This is a genomic window from Devosia sp. MDV22-iso42 (assembly GCF_058629155.1).
Map to the genome: position 1 here is coordinate 1,148,058 of NZ_JBZVWR010000006.1, position 18,867 is coordinate 1,166,924.

The following is an 18,867-nucleotide window of genomic DNA, read 5'->3' on the forward strand; positions in this document are numbered from 1 at the left end:
TCTGGAGACAACCTCATGAGCGATACTACACTTGCAGCCAACGACGTTCCGGCGGCGGAAACCGGCTGGAGCGCCAAGATCTGGATGGCAATGCTGGCCATGCTGGCAACGAGCTTTGCCCTGGTCTCGGCCGAATTCCTGCCCGCGGGCCTGTTGACTCCCATGGCCGCCGATCTGGGCATCAGCGAGGGCATGGCCGGCCAGGTGGTTACCGTTACCGCCCTGGTCGGTGCGGTCACCGCGCTGCTCAGCAATATCCTGATCGGCAATCTCAACCGCAAGGCGGTGCTGGTCGGCCTCAGCGTGCTCGCCATTGCCGCCAATCTGCTGGCCGCCACGGCGGGCGAATTCTGGCTGCTGCTGATCGGCCGGGCGGGGCTGGGCATTGCGCTCAGCGCTTTCTGGGCCCTGTCGGTCGCGGTGGTCGTGCGTCTGGTTGGTCCATCGGCCATGGGTCGAGGCGTGGCCCTGGTCAGCCTGGGCGTCTCGCTGGCCACCATTGCCGCGCCCTCCATGGGCGCCCTGATCAGCGACTGGATGGGCTGGCGCAGTGCCATGGCGCTGACGGCGAGCCTGTCGGGCATCGCCCTGGTGCTGCAGCTGATCAGCCTGCCCAGCCTGCCCGCCACCGGCAGCAACAGCCTGGGTGATCTGTTCGCCCTGCTGCGCCGCCGCGGCATCCAGCTGGGCATGCTGGCCATCGTCCTGCTGATGGCCGGGCACATGGCCGGCTCGGTCTATGTCCGGCCATTCCTTGAAGGCGTGACCGGGCTGTCGACCAATATGGTGGCTTTGGCGCTGGCCGGCTTCGGCCTTGCCGCCGTGCTCGGCAATCTGGTCGGCGGTCGGCTCGCCGATATCGAGGCCGGGCGGGCCCTGGCCATCACCGGTGCCATCATGGCCCTGTCGGCGCTGGCACTGGTGCTGTGGGGCGCCCAGGTCGGGGCCGCCTTTGGCTTCGTCACCATCTGGGGGCTTTCCTTCGGCATGGCACCGGTGACGCTGCAGGCCAATCTGTCGCGCGCCGCCCCCGATGCGCTCGAAACCACCGGCAGCCTGATGGTGGTGTCCTTCCAGGTCGCCATCACCACCGGCGCGCTGGTCGGCGGCTATGTCGTCGACACCTATTCGGCCACCGGCAATATGATGCTGACGGCAATCCTGGCCGGTCTCACCCTGCTGCTCGCGCTGCTGCAGCCGAAGTACTGAGGCGCTGCGGCGGTCGGCCCGATGCCGACCGCCGCCTGACGCTTTCCGCGGCAACGAATTGTTCTGTCGTCACAATCGGCTTATAGGTTCTGTCGAGTTTCCCCATCGAACACCCTATCGGAGGCCAATATGTCGACCAAGTTCATCCTGCCACCCCTGCCCTATGCCTATGATGCCCTGGGCCCCTACATGTCGGCCGAAACGCTTGAATACCACCACGACAAGCATCACCAGGCCTATGTGACCAATGGCGAGAAGCTGCTGGAAGGGTCGGGCCTGGAAATCCTGCCGCTCGAGGACATCGTCAAGGAATCGCACGGCAAGAATGCCGGCCTGTTCAACAATGCCGGCCAGCATTACAACCACGTGCACTTCTGGAACTGGATGAAGCCCAATGGCGGCGGCAAGAGCCTGCCTGCCAAGCTGGCTGCCGCCATCGACAGCGATCTGGGCGGCTTTGACAAGTTCCGTGCCGATTTCATCGCCGCCGGCACGACCCAGTTCGGCTCGGGCTGGGCCTGGCTGTCGCTCAAGGATGGCAAGCTGGAGGTCTCCAAGACCGCCAATGGCGAGTCGCCGCTGATCCACAACGCGCATCCCCTGCTGGGCGTCGACGTCTGGGAGCATTCCTATTACATCGACTACCGCAATGCCCGGCCGAAATACCTGGAAGCCTGGTTCGACAATCTGGTGAACTGGGAACATGTCGAGCTGCTGTTCGACCAGGCCCGCTAAGCGTTTCATTTCGCTTGCCTTTAAGCCCGTCAGCGCCCCGCGCTGGCGGGCTTTTTCGTGCCCCGTCCACACGGTTTTCCCCGCTGATTTTGCCTGTTTGCCCGGCACCCCTTCTACAGGCCGGCAGAGCATGGTAACGCTTTGTTTACTATTCAAGGGGTGCCCGTGACACAACCAGCCAAGGTCGTTGCCATCATTGCGGCAAGCCCAGCATTATCGTCCCTGCTGGGGATGGTGGTGGGCGGGGACAGCCAGCTCAAGGTCCGCCTGTTCGAGAACGAGCTTGAGCTGATCGCCTATATGCGGCTGGCGCCCATCGACATGCTGGTCTGCGATTTCGACCGCGAAGAGCGTCCTGCCCATGAGCTGGTCGAGAGCATAAGGCTCAATGGCGACCTGCTCAGCCAGGACGTGCCGGTCATCGCGCTGACCCGCCGCATCACCCCGCCCATGCGCCACCAGGCGATCAGCGCGGGCATTGACGAGGTCATCATCAAGCCGATGTCGCCGCGCCACCTGCTGTCGCGCATCCAGATGCGGCTGCGCAGCCGCAGCGTGGTGGGTGTGCTGGGCGGTTATCGCGGGCCGGAACGGCGCGACCGCATCTTTGCCCCCATCGCCACGACCGCCCCCAAGCGGCGCGCCAGCGACAATGTGGTGCCGCTGTTCCCCGACCGTCGCCGCCCGCTGCATCCCGGCCTCGAGCACTAGTAGGGTTCGCCCGTCACCGGAGGCGAGGCCTTGCGCCGCCCTCCCCTTGCGGGGCTTGAGAACGGCCCGAAGGGTCAAATTGCTCCGGTGGAGCGATTTGAGTGAACAAGGCCATGAGAGCTACGCTCGAATGGCTGGATCGAGGGTGGGGTCCATTCTTGGTCATGAGACGGGCTCAGCGCGCCTCGACCATGCGGCTGATGCGGCTCCACAGATCCTCAATATTGTCGGCGAACTGGATGGCCTTGTCATAGCCCGGCAGGCCGGGCGCCAGCACGTCCAGCGCATAGCCGCGCATCACCTCGAAGGCCTTGTGCCGATTGAGCATGATCACCGGCCGGTTGCGGCCGACCAGCTTGCCGGCCGACCAGACGCCGAACATTTCGGTGGCCGAGGCCAGCGAGCCGGGCAGCGCCACCAGGCCCTCGGCCAGTTCGGAGACGCGGGCAAAGCGCGCCGGCTGATCCTCGATGACCTGCATGTCGACGCCGCGCAGAGCCGGCGGCAGCACGATGGTGGCATCGGCCACGATCTGCACCGTGCCGCCGGCGGCGCGGGCGGCGGTGATCAGCGGAATGGGCAGGTTGCCGTTTTCCGCCAGGCAGACCAGCTGCGCCCCGCGCTTGGCAAAATAGCTGCCGGTCTGGCTCATCAGCGAGGCGCGCTCGGCGTCGCCGGGGCCTTTGCTGGAGGCAAAGATGGCCAGGATCGGTCCGGTCTTGCTCGGTTCCATGCTCATCGTCCCCGCTTCAGGCTGCCCAGAATGCCTCGTACCAGCGCCGATCCCAGCCGATTGGCCACGGTGCGCGCCAGCGAATTCATCGCCGCCTCGGCCGGGGTCTGCCGGCTTGAACGGCGTGGCGCCGGGCCGTCCTGATAGGTTCGCTCCGCCGTCTTGCGCTCGGCCTCTTCGATCTGCTGGCGCTCTTCGGCCAGCTGCTGGTCACGCGCCTTGCGCGACAGCACCTCAAAGGCGGAATCGCGGTCAATGGCGGTGTCGTAGAGCCCGGAGACTGGCGAGGTCGCCATGATGGCACTGCGCTCGGCGGGCAGGATCGGCCCGACCTGGGCCGAAGGCGGCCGGATCAGCGTACGGCCCACCATGGAGGGCACGCCCTTGCTTTCGAGCACCGAGACCAGCGCCTCGCCGATGCCGAGCTGGGTGATGACTTCTTCGGTGGAAAAAGCCGGATTGGGGCGGAAGGTCTCGGCGGCGACGCGCACCGCCTTCTGCTCGCGCGGCGTATAGGCGCGCAACGCGTGCTGCACGCGATTGCCCAGTTGCGCCAAAACCGATTCGGGGATGTCGACCGGGTTCTGCGTCACGAAATAGACGCCCACGCCCTTGGAGCGCACCAGCCGCACCACCTGCTCGACCTTGTCGATCAGCGCCTTGGGCGCGTCGTCGAACAGCAGATGCGCCTCGTCGAAAAAGAATACCAGCTTGGGCCGGTCGAGGTCGCCGACTTCGGGCAGTTCTTCAAACAGCTCGCTCAGCAGCCAGAGCAGGAAGGTCGAATAGAGCCGGGGCGCCTGCATCAGGTCGTCGGCGGCGAGGATGGAGATAAAGCCACGCCCGTCGCGGTCGGTGCGCATCAGGTCGGCAATATCGAGCGCCCGTTCGCCGAAGAAATTCTCGCCGCCCTGCTGCTCGAGCACCAGCAAAGCGCGCTGGATGGCGCCGATCGAGGCGGTCGAGACATTGCCATAGCGGCTGGAAATCTCGCTGGCCCGTTCCTGCACCTCGACCAGCAGGGCCCGCAGATCCTTGAGGTCGAGCAACAGCATGGCCTCGTCATCGGCCAGCTTGAAGGCGATGTTGAGCACGCCTTCCTGGGTGTCGTTGAGCGAGAGCAGGCGGCTGAGCAGGAGCGCCCCCATCTCCGAAATCGTGGTGCGGATCGGATGACCCTGGCGGCCGAACAGGTCCCAGAACATCACCGGGAAAACTGCGTCCTTGAACTCGGCAAAGCCGATGTCGCTGGCACGCTGGGTCTGCCAGCCCTGCGCCTGGCCCAGCTTGCCGACACCGCTGAGATCACCCTTGATGTCGGCTGCAAAGACCGGGACGCCGGCAGCGGAAAACCCTTCGGCCAGCACCTGCAGCGTCACGGTCTTGCCGGTACCCGTCGCGCCGGTGACCAGGCCATGCCGGTTGCCATATTTGAGCGCGATATATTCCGGCTGCGTGCTGGTGCCCAGAAAGATCTTGTCATCAACGAGCATTGGCAACCACCTTGAAAGTTGCGTCCTTATAGCCGCCCGGGCTGGCGGGCGACAACTCGTAACTGGGTTTTCCAAGAACCATGCGGCAGTCGCCAGCGCCGCCTGCAGCATCCTGTAGCGCAATCGATGGTCGACAGGGGCGCCGCGACGTCCTAATGGCTGATGACCAAAGCGACGCGACGCGTCATCGCGGCGCTGGCAGCCCTGCCGGGGCTGTTCCCCGGCCGGCTTTGCCCATGGCAAGGACCGGCATCTCAATGAAAGGCTCGGCGGGCGCCAGCGCCGCCGGGCACTCCAGCGGAGACGACACAATGGGCATTACCAATCTGCTGCAGGCCGCCGATGTCTATCTCGACGTGGACCTGGCCAGCAAAAAGGATGTGCTGCGCTTCCTGTCGGACCGAGTCAGCGAAAAGTGCGGGTCGCGCGCCGATCTCTGCCGCCATGCCCTGGCGGCGCGGGAAAAGCTGGGCTCCACGGCGATCGGCGCGGGCATTGCCTTTCCGCATGCCCAGATGGAGGGACTCGACCGGGCCATGGCCATCTTCGTGCGACCGGCCACGCCGGTGCCCTATGCGGCGGCCGATGACGGGCCGGTCGACCTCATCATGATGCTGCTGACGCCGGCCGGTGACACCAAGGCGCATCTGGAAGGCCTGGCCAGTTTCGCGCGGGCCCTGCGCGCCCCCGAAACGGTGCAGGCCCTGCGCGACGCCAGGACGCCCGACGACATAATCGCCGCCTTTACCAGCCACAGCACATAGGAGGACCTCCCCTGGTCGATTGGATTTACCTCATCATCCTGGTCAGTTCCGGGCTGCTGGTAGCATCGATCTTCACCAGCCTGGCCGCGTTCCGCTTCGGCGCGCCGCTGCTGCTGGTGTTCCTGTTCGTCGGCCTGGTGGCCGGCGAGGACGGGCTGGGGCTGCAGTTCAACGATGCCGGCTCGGCCTATTTCGTCGGCAGCCTGGCGCTGGCCGTCATCCTGTTTGATTCCGGCTTTGGCACCTCGATCCGCTCATTCCGCCAGTCGGCCGGCCCGGCCATTACGCTGGCGACCCTGGGCGTGGTCGTCACGGCGGGCATTGTGGGCGTCGCCGCCCACTTCTTCCTGGGTCTGGGTATCCTGCAATCGCTGCTGATCGGCGCCATTGTCGGCTCCACCGATGCGGCGGCGGTGTTCTTCCTGCTGCGCATCGGCCAGATCACCGTCAAGGACCGTGTGCGCTCCACGCTGGAAGTCGAGTCGGGCTCCAACGATCCCATGGCGATCTTTCTGACCATGATGCTGGTGGAGATGATCGCCGCGGGGGTCACCACGCCTGATCTGGGCGTCATTGTCGGCTTCATCCAGCAGATGGGCCTGGGCGTCGCCTTCGGTCTGGGCGGCGGCCTGCTGATTGCCACCGTGGTCAACCGCGTCGAGCTGGAAGGCGCGCTCTATCCCGTCATGGTGCTGGGCGCCGCGCTCTTCCTGTTTGCCCTGACCGGCATTCTGGGCGGCAGCGGGTTCCTGGCCGTCTATGTGGCTGGCCTCGTCGCCGGCAACCGCAAGCTGCGCGGCGCCGACGGGCTGCGCCGCTTTCAGGGCGGCATGACCTGGCTGGCCCAGATCGTCATGTTCGTCATGCTGGGGCTCTATGCCGCACCGTCCGACTTCATGGCCGCCGCCCCCGGGGCGCTGCTGCTGGCCGGCGTGCTGATCCTGGTGGCGCGGCCGCTGGCCGTCTGGCTGTGCCTGCTGCCCTTCGGCTTCCGCCTGCGCGAGCAGGTCTTTGTCGGCTGGGTGGGCCTGCGCGGCGCGGTGTCCATCCTGCTGGCCATCCTGCCGGTCATTGCCCAGTTGCCCAATGGCCAGCTCTACTTCAATACCGTCTTCATCGTGGTGCTGGTCTCGCTGGTGGTGCAGGGCTGGACGATCCGGCCGATGGCGCGCTGGCTGCGCCTGATCGTACCGCCCACCGTCGGGCCGCTTGATCGCGTCGAGCTGGAACTGCCCGGCACCGCCAATCACGAACTGGTGGTCTACAAGGTGGTCAAGGGCAGTCCGGTCACCCGCGGCGCCCGCCTGCCGCGCTGGTCGCGCCCCTCGCTGATCATCCGCGACGGGCAGTCCATGCGGTTCCAGCATGTGCGCCAACTGCAGCCGGGCGACAATGTCTATGTCTTTACCGCGCCGCGCTTCGTGCGCCTGCTCGACCGGCTGTTTGCCGGCCCGACGGCGGTCGAGCCCGATGATCGTGATTTCTTTGGCGTCTTCGACATCGACCCCGCCCAGGCGGCGCATACGCTGGCTGAAATGTACGGCGTCACCCTGCCCGCCGATGCGGCGGAAACCAGCATTGCCGATTTCATCGCCAGCCGCGTCGGCGGCCATGCCGAAATCGGCGATCGCGTGGGGCTGGGTTCGGTGGAGCTTGTCGTGCGCGAGGTCGACGAGGCCGGCAGGACCATCGCCGCGGGCCTGGCGATTGTCGAAGAAGACCGCGCCCGCCCTTCCCGCCGCGGCCTCGGCCTTGGCGCCAAGCTGCTTGACGTCTATCGGCGCCGGCGCGGCTAGGCTGGCCTGTCAGCCCTGCCGTGCAACGGCCCGCAGGTCGCCCACGGCCACGCCGCGCACGCTCTTGATGGGCTGGTTGGCATAGCCATCGAGCAACGCGCGCTGGCTGGCATCGGGCTCGGCAATGTCGAGCAGCAGCGCAGCCACCATGGCCAGCGAGGCGGCAATATTGCCGTCATCGCATTTGAGCGCATAGCCCCAGCCCTTGTCGCCGATGGCGCCGCACTGCACGCCGTCGGCGCCATATTTCTGCATCACCCTGCCCTTGAAGGCGGTCATGATCAGCGTATCGGGATGGCCGGTGCCGGCCACCAGATGCGGATGGGTGGTGGCGGCATCGAACAGGCGCTGGGAGGCGTTGGCGAGTTCGGTCGACAGGCCATGGCCGGTAGCCATGCGGGCAAAGCCGCGGGCAAAGGCGCGCAGCGGCGCCGCAAAGGTGGGAATGGAGCAGCCATCGGTGCCGCATTTGGCTTCGCTCAGCGGCTCGCCGATCACCGCCTCGATCACCGCCCGCACCTGAACCTGCACCGCATGGTCGCGATTGACATAGCCCGCGGTCGGAACGCCCATAGCCTTGGCGACGCTGAGCATGCCCGAATGCTTGCCCGAGCAGGAATTGTGCAGGCTCGATGGCGCCTCGCCGCGCTCCCGCAAAGCCGCGCGCGCCGCCGCATCGAGCGGCTGGTGGGCGCCGCATTCGAGGTCGGCGGCCGACAGGCCCAGCCGCGCCAGCAGGCCGCTCGCCACCCCGACATGCACGTCTTCGCCGGTATGGGAAGCGCAGGCCAGCGCCAGTTCCTCTGGCGTGTGATGAAACTGGCTATCGGCATGGCGGGTAAAGATGGCCAAGGCCTGCATCGACTTGATGGCCGAGCGTGGAAAGATCGCCCGCTCGATATCGCCGGCCGAGGCGATGATGATGCCGTCGGCGTCGATCACCACATAGGCGCCGCGATGGCGGTTTTCGACCCAGTTGCCCCGCATGGTCTGGGCGAGAATGGGGTTGGCATCCATCAGCATGATCTCCGGTCCACGCCCCTGTCAGAACGGGCGGCGCCGGAAAAGTCAACATGGTTGGATGGCGCAGCCGCTTTGGTCATCAAGCGTTCATCGTGGTGACCGAATGGCGGCAGCATGGTTGGCAGCGCCCGGCTTCCGTGCCACCCTGACGGCAGTGAGGAAAATAGTCCCCGCTTCGGGCAAGACTATTCCCCGGTTGATGGAGGAGGCGGAGATGGCCAAGGTATTGGTGACGGGTGGCAGCGGCAAGCTTGGGCAGGCTGTGCTCAAGGATCTGGTGGCGCATGGCTATGACGTGCTCAATCTCGATCAGAACGCCCTGCCCGACAGGATCTGCCCCAGCATCAGGATCGACCTGACCGATTTCGGCCAGGTGGCCGGCGCGATCATGGGCGGCGTGGACGAACGCGGCGGGCCGTTCGACGCCGTGGTGCATCTGGCGGCCATTCCCGCACCCGGCATTGCCCCCAATGCCACCACCTTCGCCAACAATGTCCCCGCCACCTACAATATCCTGGAAGCCTGCCGGCTGGCCGGCATCACCAATATCACCCTGGCGTCAAGCGAGACCGTGCTGGGCCTGCCCTTCGACACGCCGCCGCCTTATGCCCCGGTCGACGAGGACTACTATCCCCGCCCGGAATCGGCCTATTCGCTAGGCAAGCTGCTCGACGAGACCATGGCTGCCCAGTTCTGCCGCTGGAACCCGAAGCTGCGCATTTCCTCGCTGCGGTTCTCCAACGTGATGAACCCGCAAGACTATGAAAAGTTTGGCAAATTCGATGCCGATCCCCTGGCGCGCAAGTGGAACCTCTGGGGCTATATCGATGCCCGGGACGGCGCCCAGGCGGTGCGGCGCTGCATCCAGGCCGAGTTCACCGGCTTTGAGGCTTTCATCATCGCCAATGCCGATACGGTCATGAGCCGCTCCAATATGTCGCTGCTGGCCGAGGTGTTTCCCGGTGTGGAGATCAAGGGGAACCTCACCACCAATGGCACCCTGCTCTCGATCGAAAAGGCCAAGCGCATGCTGGGTTTTTCGCCCCAATTCAGCTGGCGCAACGAGGCTTCCGCGACAACTGCATAGGAAATGTGCAGAATACGGGCTTGCGATTATTGCGGGCATCACCCTTAACTGTCCGCGATGACCAAGCCCGACCTGTCCATTCTGATCATCGATGAAAACCGCATCCGCGCCGCCATCATCGAAGATGGGCTGCGCGATGCCGGCCATACGCGCGTCGCCACTATCCACGATGTCAACGAGGTGGCGCGCACCATTGCAGCGACATCGCCGGACGTCATCGTCATCGATCTGGAAAATCCCAAGCGCGATACGCTGGAGCATTTCTTCTCGCTGTCGCGCGCCATCCAGCGGCCGATCGCCATGTTCGTCGATCGCTCCGATACGAGCATGATCGAGAAGGCCGTCGAGGCCGGCGTCTCGGCCTATGTGGTGAACGGGCTCAAGAAGGAGCGCGTCAAACCCATATTGGATATGGCGATTTCGCGTTTCAACGCCTTTGCCAAGCTGACGCGCGAGCTCGAGCAGGCGCGCAGCGAGCTCGAAGACCGCAAGCTGATCGACCAGGCCAAGGCCATCCTGATCAAGAATCGCGGTCTCAGCGAGGCCGATGCCTATGCCCTGCTGCGCAGCACCGCCATGAACCAGAACCGAAGGATGGTCGACATCGCCCAAAGCCTGGTGACCGCCGCCGATCTGCTCGGCCCATAGGATTATCCCCATGTCCACGACCCATCTCACCGCCGGTTTCCTGCCCCTGCTCGATAGCGTGCTGCTGGTGCTGGCGCGCGAAAAGGGCTTTGCCGAAGCCGAAGGGCTCGAGCTGCACCTGGTGCGCGAGACCAGTTGGGCCAATATCCGCGACCGCGCCGAACTGGGCCATTTCGACATTGCCCAGATGCTGGCGCCGATGCCGCTGGCGGCCAGCCTGGGGCTGACGCCGCTGGCCACGCCGATGATCGCGCCTGTGGTGCTGGGCCTGGGCAACAACGCCATCACCGTCAGCGCCGCCTTGTGGCAGAGTCTGGCTGACCAGGGGGCGCCGGGCGATCTGGCGGCCGGGCCGGCCGGCGCCGCACTGGCCCGCGTGGTCGCCGCCTCGCCGCGCAGGCTGCGTTTCGGGGTGGTGCACCAGACTTCCTCGCACAATTACGAGCTGCGCTACTGGCTGGCGGCCAGCGGCATCCGCCCGGACCGGGACATCGAAATCGTCGTCCTGCCGCCGCCGCTGCTGCCCGATGCGCTGGAAAGCGGCGGACTGGACGGCTATTGCGTCGGCGAGCCGTGGAACAGCATCGGCGTCGCCAGCAAGGGCGCGCATATGCTGACCACCAAGGGCTCGATCTGGCAGTCCAGCCCGGACAAGGTCATCGGCATGCGGACGACCTGGGCCGCCGAGCATCCCGATACCGTCGCCGCCGTGATCCGCGCCATCTATCGGGCCGGGCAATGGTGTGCCGATCCGGCCAACCATGCCGAAACCGCCCGTATCATGGCCGGGCCCGCCTATCTCGAGGCCAGCCCCGCCATTGTCGGGCGGGCGCTGAGTGGTCAGTTCGATGTCGGCAATGGCGCCCTGGTGCAGGTGCCCGACCACTTCATCCCCCATGCCAGCGCCGCCAACTTCCCCTGGAAGAGCCATGCGCTGTGGTATTATGCGCAGATGGTCCGATGGGGCCAGGTCAGCGCCAGCTCGGACCATGCCGCCACCGCTGCGGCCTGTTTCCGCCCCGACCTCTATCGCGCCGCCCTCGCGCCGCTGGGGGTCAACACCCCCCTGGTCGATAACAAGACGGACGGGACCCATGCCCAGGCCCATGAGATCGCCGGCACGGCCGGTCCCCTACTGATGGGGCCGGACCGCTTCTTCGACGGGCAGGTTTTCGACCCGGCCGCGCTCGACGACTACATCGCCCGCCAGGCGTCAGAATAGACCTGCCATTATTTAGGCTGCGCCGCCAGCTGAGCACAAATTGTGCAGACCGGCGCTGTTTTGAGCCGCGACATCGCTGCTGCGGTTTTTCAGGAGAGTCGGGGAATTCTGCTAACTTGCTGTCAAAAAACGATTAAATAGCGCCGCAGGGACTTGGCACGCTTCGTGCAATGTTCTCGGTACAAGGCGCTCCTCCCAAGACGGCTCCTTCGATCGACGTCCAGAGCTGGGCGTCACCAGGCAAAGCTGCCAACAGGTTTCGCTCGTGGTCATCCGACCCGGCGTCATCCAGTTGGCAGCTTTTTTGTTTTTCCGATTGGTGCGAATGGAGAACACGATGACGCAGACCAGGACCACACGGCGCGGCTTCCTCAAGGGTGCGACGGCAACCGCTGCCACACTGGCCGCCGCCAGGGCCCTCTTCCCCTCGGGCGCCTTCGCCCAGGGCGCCGGCCCCGAAGTGACGGGCGCCAAGCTGGGCTATATCGCCCTGACCGACGCCTCGGCGCTGATCATTGCCAGCGAAAAGGGCCTCTTCGCCAAGCATGGCATGCCGGACGTCGAAGTGCAGAAGCAGGCCTCCTGGGGTGCCACGCGCGACAACCTCGTGCTCGGCGGCGCCGCCAATGGCCTCGACGGCGCCCATATTCTCACCCCCATGCCCTATCTGATGAGCGCCGGCACCGTGACCAATGGCGTGCCGGTACCGATGTCGATCATTGCCCGGCTCAACCTCGATGCGCAGGGCATTTCGGTCAGCCAGGCCTACAAGGATGCCGGCGCCGGCCTCGATTCCAGCCCGCTCAAGGCGATCTTTGCCGAGCGCAAGGCGGCCGGCCAGGAGGTCAACGTCGCCATGACCTTCCCGGGCGGCACGCATGACCTGTGGATCCGCTACTGGCTGGCTGCCGGCGGCATCGATCCCAATGCCGACGTCTCGCTGATCACCGTGCCGCCGCCGCAGATGGTGGCCAATATGAAGGTCGGCACCATGGACGCTTTCTGCGTCGGCGAGCCCTGGAACGAGCAATTGGTCAACCAGGGCATCGGCTTTACCGCCACCACGACGGGTGAGCTCTGGCAGGGCCATCCGGAAAAGGCGTTCAGCCTGCGCAGCGATTTCATCGACGCCAATCCAAACGCCACCCAGGCCATGCTGATGGCGGTGATGGAAGCGGCGCAGTGGGCCGATGCGCTGGAAAACAAGGAAGAGCTGGCCCAGATCCTGGGCAAGCGCAGCTGGTTCAATATTCCCGCCGCCGACGTGGCCGGGCGCCTCAAGGGCGACATCAACTATGGCAATGGCCGGCTTGAGACCGCTACGGGGCTCGAAATGAAGTTCTGGAAGGACCACGCCTCCTATCCCTTCAAGAGCCACGACGCCTGGTTCCTCACCGAGAACGTGCGCTGGGGCTACCTGCCCGCGACCACCGACATCGTCGCCGCCGTCGATAGCGTCAACCGCGAGGATATCTGGCGGGATGCCGCCACGGCGTTGGGTATTGCCGCTGCCGATATCCCCGAAACCACATCGCGCGGGCCGGAGACCTTCTTTGACGGCAAGGTGTTCGACGCCACCGACCCGTCGGCCTATCTCGACAGCCTCGCCATCAAGGCGCTTGTCTGACCTGCAACCGCTGGTGCGGGGCCTGGCCCCGCGCCCTTTCCCGGACCCGTCCCCGAAAGGACCGCTCATGAGTGCCACCATCCAGTCCCTGCCGATACCGGCCAAGCCGCCCGCCCCAGCCGAGGCGGCCGTCTTCACCCTGCCCACGCCGGCATCGCGCCCCAGTTCCTGGTCCAAGACCCTGGCGAGTCTCGCCGCCAATGTGGTGCCGCCTTTGCTGGTGCTGACGCTTATCCTCGTGGTCTGGCAGATCCTCTGCGCCAGCCCCGGCGCCAACCTGCCATCGCCCAGCCAGGTCTGGGCCGATTCAGCCGAGCTGATCGTCAGCCCCTTCTTTGACTATGGCCAGGGCGATATCGGGCTGGGCCTGCGGGTGCTGACCTCGCTGCAGCGCGTCGCCATTGGCTTTGGCATTGCCGCCGTGGTGGGCGTCGCCGTTGGCGCGGTCATCGGCCAGTCGATCTGGGCCATGCGCGGGCTCGACCCGATCTTTCAGATCCTGCGCACCGTGCCGCCTTTGGCCTGGCTGCCGCTCTCGCTGGCCGCCTTCATGGATTCGGGGCCCTCGGCGATCTTCGTCATCTTCATCACCTCGGTCTGGCCGGTGGTGATCAATACGGCCGTGGGCGTGCGCAATATCCCGCAGGACTATCGCAACGTCGCGCGCATCCTGCAGCTCAACCAGGTCGAGTTCTTCTTCAAGATCATGATCCCGGCCGCCGCCCCCTATATCTTTACCGGGCTGCGCATCGGGGTGGGCCTGTCCTGGCTCGCCATCGTTGCCGCCGAAATGCTCACCGGCGGCGTCGGCATCGGCTTTTTCATCTGGGATGCGTGGAACAGCTCGCGCCTCTCCGACATCATCGTGGCCCTGGCCTATATCGGCGTCGTGGGCTTCATCCTCGATCGTCTCGTGGCCGCCGTCGGCAGCTTTGTCACCCGCGGCACCAGTGCCAGCTAAGGAGCGCTTCCATGTCCTATCTTGCTATTGAAAATGTCGACAAGCACTTCGACCGCGGCGGCCAGCGCTCGGAGGTGCTCAAGGATATCTCGCTCGATATCGCCAAGGGTGAGGTGATCTCCATCATCGGTCATTCCGGCTGCGGCAAGTCCACCTTGCTCAACCTGATCGCGGGCCTCACCGAAGTCTCCTCGGGAGGCATCCAGCTTGAGGGTCATGAGGTCAACGGCCCCGGCCCGGACCGCGCTGTGGTGTTCCAGAACCATTCCTTGCTGCCCTGGCTCACCGTCTATGAAAACGTCAATCTGGCCGTCACCAAGGTGTTCGGGCGCACCAAATCCAGTGCCGAGCGGCATGACTGGATCATGCAGAACCTTGACCTCGTGCAGATGAGCCATGCCAAGGACAAGCGCCCCACCGAGATTTCCGGCGGCATGAAGCAGCGCGTCGGCATTGCCCGGGCTTTGTCCATGCAGCCCAAAATCCTCCTGCTCGACGAACCCTTCGGCGCGCTTGACGCCCTTACCCGGGCCCATCTCCAGGATGCCGTCATGGATATCCAGAAGCGCCTGGGCTCGACCATGATCATGATCACCCACGACGTCGACGAGGCGGTGCTGCTCAGCGACCGCATCGTCATGATGACCAATGGCCCGGCCGCCCGGATCGGGGAAGTGCTCGACGTCCCGCTGGAGCGGCCGCGCCATCGCATCGAGCTGGCCGCCGACCGCACCTATCTCAAGTGCCGCGAATCCGTCCTTAAGTTCCTCTACGAGCGCCATCGCTTCGTCGAGGCGGCGTAACAGCCATGACCATGCCCGTCGCCAGCCCGACCATACGCACCACCTGCCCCTATTGCGGGGTCGGCTGTGGCGTGCTGGCGACGTCCAAACCCGATGGCAGCGTCGCCATTGCCGGCGATCCCGAGCATCCGGCCAATTTCGGCCGCCTCTGCTCCAAGGGTTCGGCTCTGGGCGAGACCCTCTCGCTCGACGGCCGCCTGCTCCATCCGGAAAGCGACGGCGCCAGAGTCACTTGGGACGTCGCGCTCGAGCGGGTCGCCAATACCTTCACGCAGGCGATCCGCGATTTTGGCCCCGATGCGGTGGCCTTTTATGGCTCGGGCCAGCTGCTGACCGAGGACTATTACGTCGCCAACAAGCTGATGAAGGGCTTTATCGGCTCGGGCAATATCGACACCAATTCGCGGCTCTGCATGGCCTCCTCGGTGGCCGGGCACAAGCGCGCCTTCGGCTCGGACACCGTGCCGGGCAATTACGAGGATCTCGAGCTGGCCGACCTGATCGTGCTGGTCGGCTCCAATCTGGGCTGGTGCCATCCGGTGCTCTACCAGCGCATCGCCAAGGCCCGGGCCGAGCGCCCCACTATGCGCGTCGTGCTGATCGATCCGCGCCGCACCGTCAGCGCCGATATTGCCGACCTGCACCTGCCCCTGCAGTCCGATGGCGACAGTGCGCTGTTTGTCGGCCTGCTCGCCCATCTCATGGAGAAGGGCATCACCGCCCCCGACTTCATCACCGACCATACCAGCGGCGTCGACGCCGCCCTGCTCGTGGCGGCCGACTGGACCCTTGCCCGCGTCGCCGCGGCGACGGGTCTCGCCGAAGCCGCCATTGCCCAGTTCTACGCCTGGTTCGGCGCCACCGAGAAAGCCGTCACGGTCTATTCGCAGGGCGTCAACCAGTCGGCCTCGGGCAGTGACAAGGTCAATGCCATCATCAATTGCCACCTGCTGACCGGCCGCATCGGCCGGCCCGGCATGGGGCCCTTCTCGGTCACCGGCCAGCCCAATGCCATGGGCGGGCGCGAGGTCGGCGGTCTCGCCAATACCCTTGCCGCGCATATGGATTTTTCGCCTGACGCCGTGGATCGCGTCTCCCGCTTCTGGGGCAGTACCAGCGTCGCCACCCAGCCCGGCCTCAAGGCCGTCGATCTCTTCGCCGCCATGGGGCGCGGCGAGATCAAGGCGATCTGGATCATGGCGACCAACCCGGTCGATTCCATGCCCGAGGCCGATCTGGTGCGTGCGGCTCTGGCCGCCTGCCCCTTCGTGGTGGTCTCCGACATGAGCGCAAGCACAGATACCGGCGTCACCGCCCATGTCCGCCTCCCCGCCGCCGGCTGGGGCGAAAAGGACGGCACCGTCACCAATTCCGAACGCCGCATTTCGCGCCAGCGCCCCTTCCTGTCCTTGCCCGGCGAAGCACGCCCCGACTGGTGGATCATCAGCCAGGTTGCCGGCCGCATGGGTTTTGCCGCGGCCTTCCCCTACGCCAATCCCGGCCAGATTTTCTCCGAGCATTCTGGTCTCACCGCTTTCGAAAACAACGGCAGCCGCGACCTCGACCTTTCCGGCCTTGTGGGCGCCGACTATGCCAGCCTGGCGCCCACGCAGTGGCCAATCCGCCAGAAATCCACCGCGCGCCTCTTCGGCAATGGCCAGTTCTTCACCCCCGATGGCAAAGCCCGCTTCGTCCCCGTGCAGCCACCGCCGCCCTTCGCCCCGGCGCCGGGCCGCTTCATCCTCAATACCGGCCGCGTGCGCGACCACTGGCACACCATGACCCGCACCGGCAAAGCGGCACGGCTCTCGGCCCACTATGCCGAGCCCTTTGTCGAGATCCATCCCGCCGACGCCGCCCGCCTCAACATCCACCGCGCCACGCTGGTAAAGCTCTTCAACCGGCATGGCAGTGCGGTGGTGCGGGCTTTGGTGACCGACCGGCAGCGGCGCGGACACCTCTTCGTGCCCATGCACTGGACCGACCAGTTTGCCTCCAATGGGCGCGTGGATGCGCTGGTCACCGCCAAGGTCGATCCCGTCTCGGGCCAACCCGCGCTCAAAATGGCCGAAGTGCATGCCGAGCCCGTCCATACCCGCCTCTATGGCTTCTTCGTCGCCACCGCCCGGCCCCAGCTCGACACTGCCTATTGGGCCGTGGCCGAGGCTATGGGCGGCATGCGCGGCGAACTGGCCTGGCGCGACGAGTCCGAAGACTGGACCGCCTGGCTGCGCCACGCCTTTGCCCTGCCGGACGATGCTGAGATCGACACCCTGCACGACGCGCGTTCGGGCCGCCACAACTTCGCGGTGCTGGCCGACGGTCGCCTGGTCCTGGCGCTCTACACGTCGCCCGATCCGGTGCTGGTCTCACGCCAATGGGCCGTCGACCTGTTGACCGAAGACGGCCTGAGCGCCGGCGCCGTGCTGGCCGGCCGCCCCGGCGCCGACATGCCCGATCGCGGCGCCATTGTCTGCGCCTGCTTCTCGGTGGGCGCCAATACCATTGCCAGTGCCGTTACCGGCCAGGGCTGCACAACCGTCGAAGCCGTCGGCGCCTGTACCAAGGCCGGCACCAATTGCGGCTCCTGCCGCGCCGAAATCAGGGGGATCATCGATGCACATCGTCTCGCCGCCGCCGAATAGACCCCGCATTGCGCCGCTGGCCGTGCTGCCGGTCTTCTTCGATCTGGTCGACAAGCGCGTCGTCGCCATTGGCGGCTCCGAGCCCGCCACCTGGAAGATCGAGCTGCTGGCCGCGGCTGGCGCCCATGTCCAGGTGCTGGCGCCCGTGGAAGACTGGTGCGATGCGCTGATCGCCCTGGCCGAGAGCGGCGCCGTGGCCGGCACGATCAGCCTCGTCGATTGCCACTGGGCCCCGTCCGACCTCTCTGGCGCCGCCATGGCGGTGGCCGATATCGAGGACGACGCCGAGGCTGCCGCCTTTGTCGAGGCGGCCCAGCGCCAGAGCGTGCCCTATAACGTCATCGACCGGCCCGCATTCTGCCAGTTCCAGTTCGGCGCCATCGTCAACCGCTCGCCCCTCGTGATCGGCATTTCCACCGCCGGCGCGGCGCCCATTCTGGGCCAGGCGGTGCGCCGCCGCATCGAGACGCTGCTGCCGCCCACCCTCACCGCCTGGGCGCAGCTGGCACAGCGCCTGCGCGGCGCGGTCATGGACAGGCTCGCGCCCGGTCCGCAGCGCCGCGCCTTCTGGGAGCGCCTCATCGAGCGCGCCTTTGGCGATAATGCGCCCAGCGCCATGGACGCCGATATCGACACCATCGGCGCCGCCCCGCCGGTCGGACGGGTGACGCTAGTCGGCGCCGGTCCGGGCGATGCCGACCTCCTCACCATCAAGGCCGTCCGCGCGCTGCAATCGGCCGATGTGATCCTGTTCGATGATCTGGTCTCGTCCGAGGTGCTCGAAATGGCCCGCCGCGAGGCCAGGCGGATGCTGGTAGGCAAGCGCGCCGCGCGCGACAGCTGCCGCCAAGAGGACATCAACGCCATGATGCTCAGCCTCGCGCGGCAGGGCAAGCATGTGGTGCGGCTCAAGTCGGGCGATCCGATGATCTTCGGTCGCGCCGGCGAGGAGATCGAGATGCTGGAGCGGCACGGCATTGCCGTCACCGTTGTCCCCGGCGTCACCGCGGCTCTGGCGCTGGCCAGCCGGCTCGGCCTGTCACTGACCCATCGCGACCACGCCCAGTCCGTCCGCTTCGTCACCGGCCATTCGCGCCAGGGCGTGCTGCCCGACAGCCTCAACTGGCAGGCTCTGTCCGACCCGGCCACCACCAGCGTCTACTATATGAGCCGGCGCACCCTGAACCAGATCGTCGACCAGCTGACAGCCCAGGGCATGGCGCCCTGCACGCCCGCCGTGATTGCCGGCAATGTCGGCCGGGCCGACGAGCAGGTCTGGCGCGGCACCATTGGCGAGGCGGTTGCCGCCGTCACCGCCTTCCCGCTCTCGGCGCCGACCATCTTTGCCGTGGGCAATGCGCTGGCCCAGCGCGCCGTCGCCAGCGCCGCCATGGTCGCCAGCGCTTAGCC

At 66.1% G+C, this 18,867-nt stretch carries 16 protein-coding genes; 13 read left to right on the plus strand and 3 right to left on the minus strand.

Annotated elements, in window-relative coordinates:
* Positions 1–15: 15 nt before the first annotated feature.
* From AC4NN3_RS07205 to AC4NN3_RS07215, 3 genes are all read left to right on the plus strand, one after another.
* Positions 16–1,209 (plus strand): MFS transporter, encoded by a 1,194-nt coding sequence (locus AC4NN3_RS07205; RefSeq protein WP_491926393.1) that lies wholly within the window; start codon positions 16–18, stop codon positions 1,207–1,209.
* 129 nt (positions 1,210–1,338) lie between these two features.
* Positions 1,339–1,944, plus strand: a complete 606-nt coding sequence (locus AC4NN3_RS07210; protein WP_491926394.1) for a superoxide dismutase — start codon at positions 1,339–1,341, stop codon at positions 1,942–1,944.
* A gap of 165 nt (positions 1,945–2,109) precedes the next feature.
* Entirely contained in the window at positions 2,110–2,655 is a 546-nt protein-coding gene (locus AC4NN3_RS07215; RefSeq protein WP_491926395.1) for a response regulator, read from the plus strand.
* 175 nt (positions 2,656–2,830) lie between these two features.
* On the opposite strand, the gene AC4NN3_RS07220 is transcribed toward AC4NN3_RS07215, so the two are convergent.
* Positions 2,831–3,388 carry an LOG family protein gene (locus tag AC4NN3_RS07220; RefSeq protein ID WP_491926396.1) on the minus strand — a complete coding sequence of 186 codons (558 nt, stop codon included), beginning with the start codon at positions 3,386–3,388 and terminating at the stop codon, positions 2,831–2,833.
* Positions 3,389–3,390: 2 nt separating this feature from the next.
* A complete protein-coding gene (locus AC4NN3_RS07225; protein WP_491926397.1) occupies positions 3,391–4,881 on the minus strand; it encodes a helicase HerA-like domain-containing protein in 1,491 nt (496 codons plus the stop codon).
* Between the two features lie 311 nt (positions 4,882–5,192).
* On the opposite strand from AC4NN3_RS07225, the gene AC4NN3_RS07230 reads away from it, so the two are divergent.
* Positions 5,193–5,645: a PTS sugar transporter subunit IIA gene (locus tag AC4NN3_RS07230; RefSeq protein ID WP_491926398.1), complete on the plus strand. Its 453-nt coding sequence runs from the start codon at positions 5,193–5,195 to the stop codon at positions 5,643–5,645.
* Between the two features lie 23 nt (positions 5,646–5,668).
* The gene (locus AC4NN3_RS07235; protein ID WP_491926478.1) at positions 5,669–7,441 is read left to right on the plus strand and encodes a potassium/proton antiporter; all 1,773 of its coding nucleotides are present in this window, start codon (positions 5,669–5,671) and stop codon (positions 7,439–7,441) included.
* 9 nt (positions 7,442–7,450) lie between these two features.
* Here AC4NN3_RS07235 and AC4NN3_RS07240 read toward each other — a convergent pair whose 3' ends face one another.
* Entirely contained in the window at positions 7,451–8,458 is a 1,008-nt protein-coding gene (locus tag AC4NN3_RS07240) for an asparaginase (RefSeq protein ID WP_491926399.1), read from the minus strand.
* Positions 8,459–8,678: 220 nt separating this feature from the next.
* On the opposite strand from AC4NN3_RS07240, the gene AC4NN3_RS07245 reads away from it, so the two are divergent.
* The 8 genes from AC4NN3_RS07245 to cysG all read left to right on the plus strand — a co-directional run bounded on the left by AC4NN3_RS07245 (position 8,679) and on the right by cysG (position 18,865).
* A complete protein-coding gene (locus AC4NN3_RS07245; protein WP_491926400.1) occupies positions 8,679–9,551 on the plus strand; it encodes an NAD-dependent epimerase/dehydratase family protein in 873 nt (290 codons plus the stop codon).
* Between the two features lie 57 nt (positions 9,552–9,608).
* On the plus strand, positions 9,609–10,199 hold the full coding sequence (locus tag AC4NN3_RS07250; RefSeq protein WP_491926401.1) for an ANTAR domain-containing response regulator: 591 nt from the start codon (positions 9,609–9,611) through the stop codon (positions 10,197–10,199).
* A 10-nt stretch (positions 10,200–10,209) separates the two neighbouring features.
* Positions 10,210–11,421 (plus strand): CmpA/NrtA family ABC transporter substrate-binding protein, encoded by a 1,212-nt coding sequence (locus AC4NN3_RS07255; protein ID WP_491926402.1) that lies wholly within the window; start codon positions 10,210–10,212, stop codon positions 11,419–11,421.
* Positions 11,422–11,758: 337 nt separating this feature from the next.
* Positions 11,759–13,048 carry a CmpA/NrtA family ABC transporter substrate-binding protein gene (locus tag AC4NN3_RS07260; protein ID WP_491926403.1) on the plus strand — a complete coding sequence of 430 codons (1,290 nt, stop codon included), beginning with the start codon at positions 11,759–11,761 and terminating at the stop codon, positions 13,046–13,048.
* Between the two features lie 67 nt (positions 13,049–13,115).
* Positions 13,116–14,009, plus strand: coding sequence for a nitrate ABC transporter permease (gene ntrB / locus AC4NN3_RS07265; protein ID WP_491926404.1), 894 nt, complete (start codon positions 13,116–13,118; stop codon positions 14,007–14,009).
* An 11-nt stretch (positions 14,010–14,020) separates the two neighbouring features.
* On the plus strand, positions 14,021–14,812 hold the full coding sequence (locus AC4NN3_RS07270; RefSeq protein WP_491926405.1) for an ABC transporter ATP-binding protein: 792 nt from the start codon (positions 14,021–14,023) through the stop codon (positions 14,810–14,812).
* Positions 14,813–14,817: 5 nt separating this feature from the next.
* On the plus strand, positions 14,818–17,457 hold the full coding sequence (locus tag AC4NN3_RS07275) for a molybdopterin-dependent oxidoreductase (RefSeq protein ID WP_491926406.1): 2,640 nt from the start codon (positions 14,818–14,820) through the stop codon (positions 17,455–17,457).
* Complete coding sequence (cysG, locus tag AC4NN3_RS07280; RefSeq protein WP_491926407.1) at positions 17,429–18,865, plus strand: siroheme synthase CysG; 1,437 nt, start codon at positions 17,429–17,431, stop codon at positions 18,863–18,865. Before AC4NN3_RS07275 ends, cysG begins: the two co-directional genes overlap by 29 nt.
* Positions 18,866–18,867: the final 2 nt, after the last annotated feature.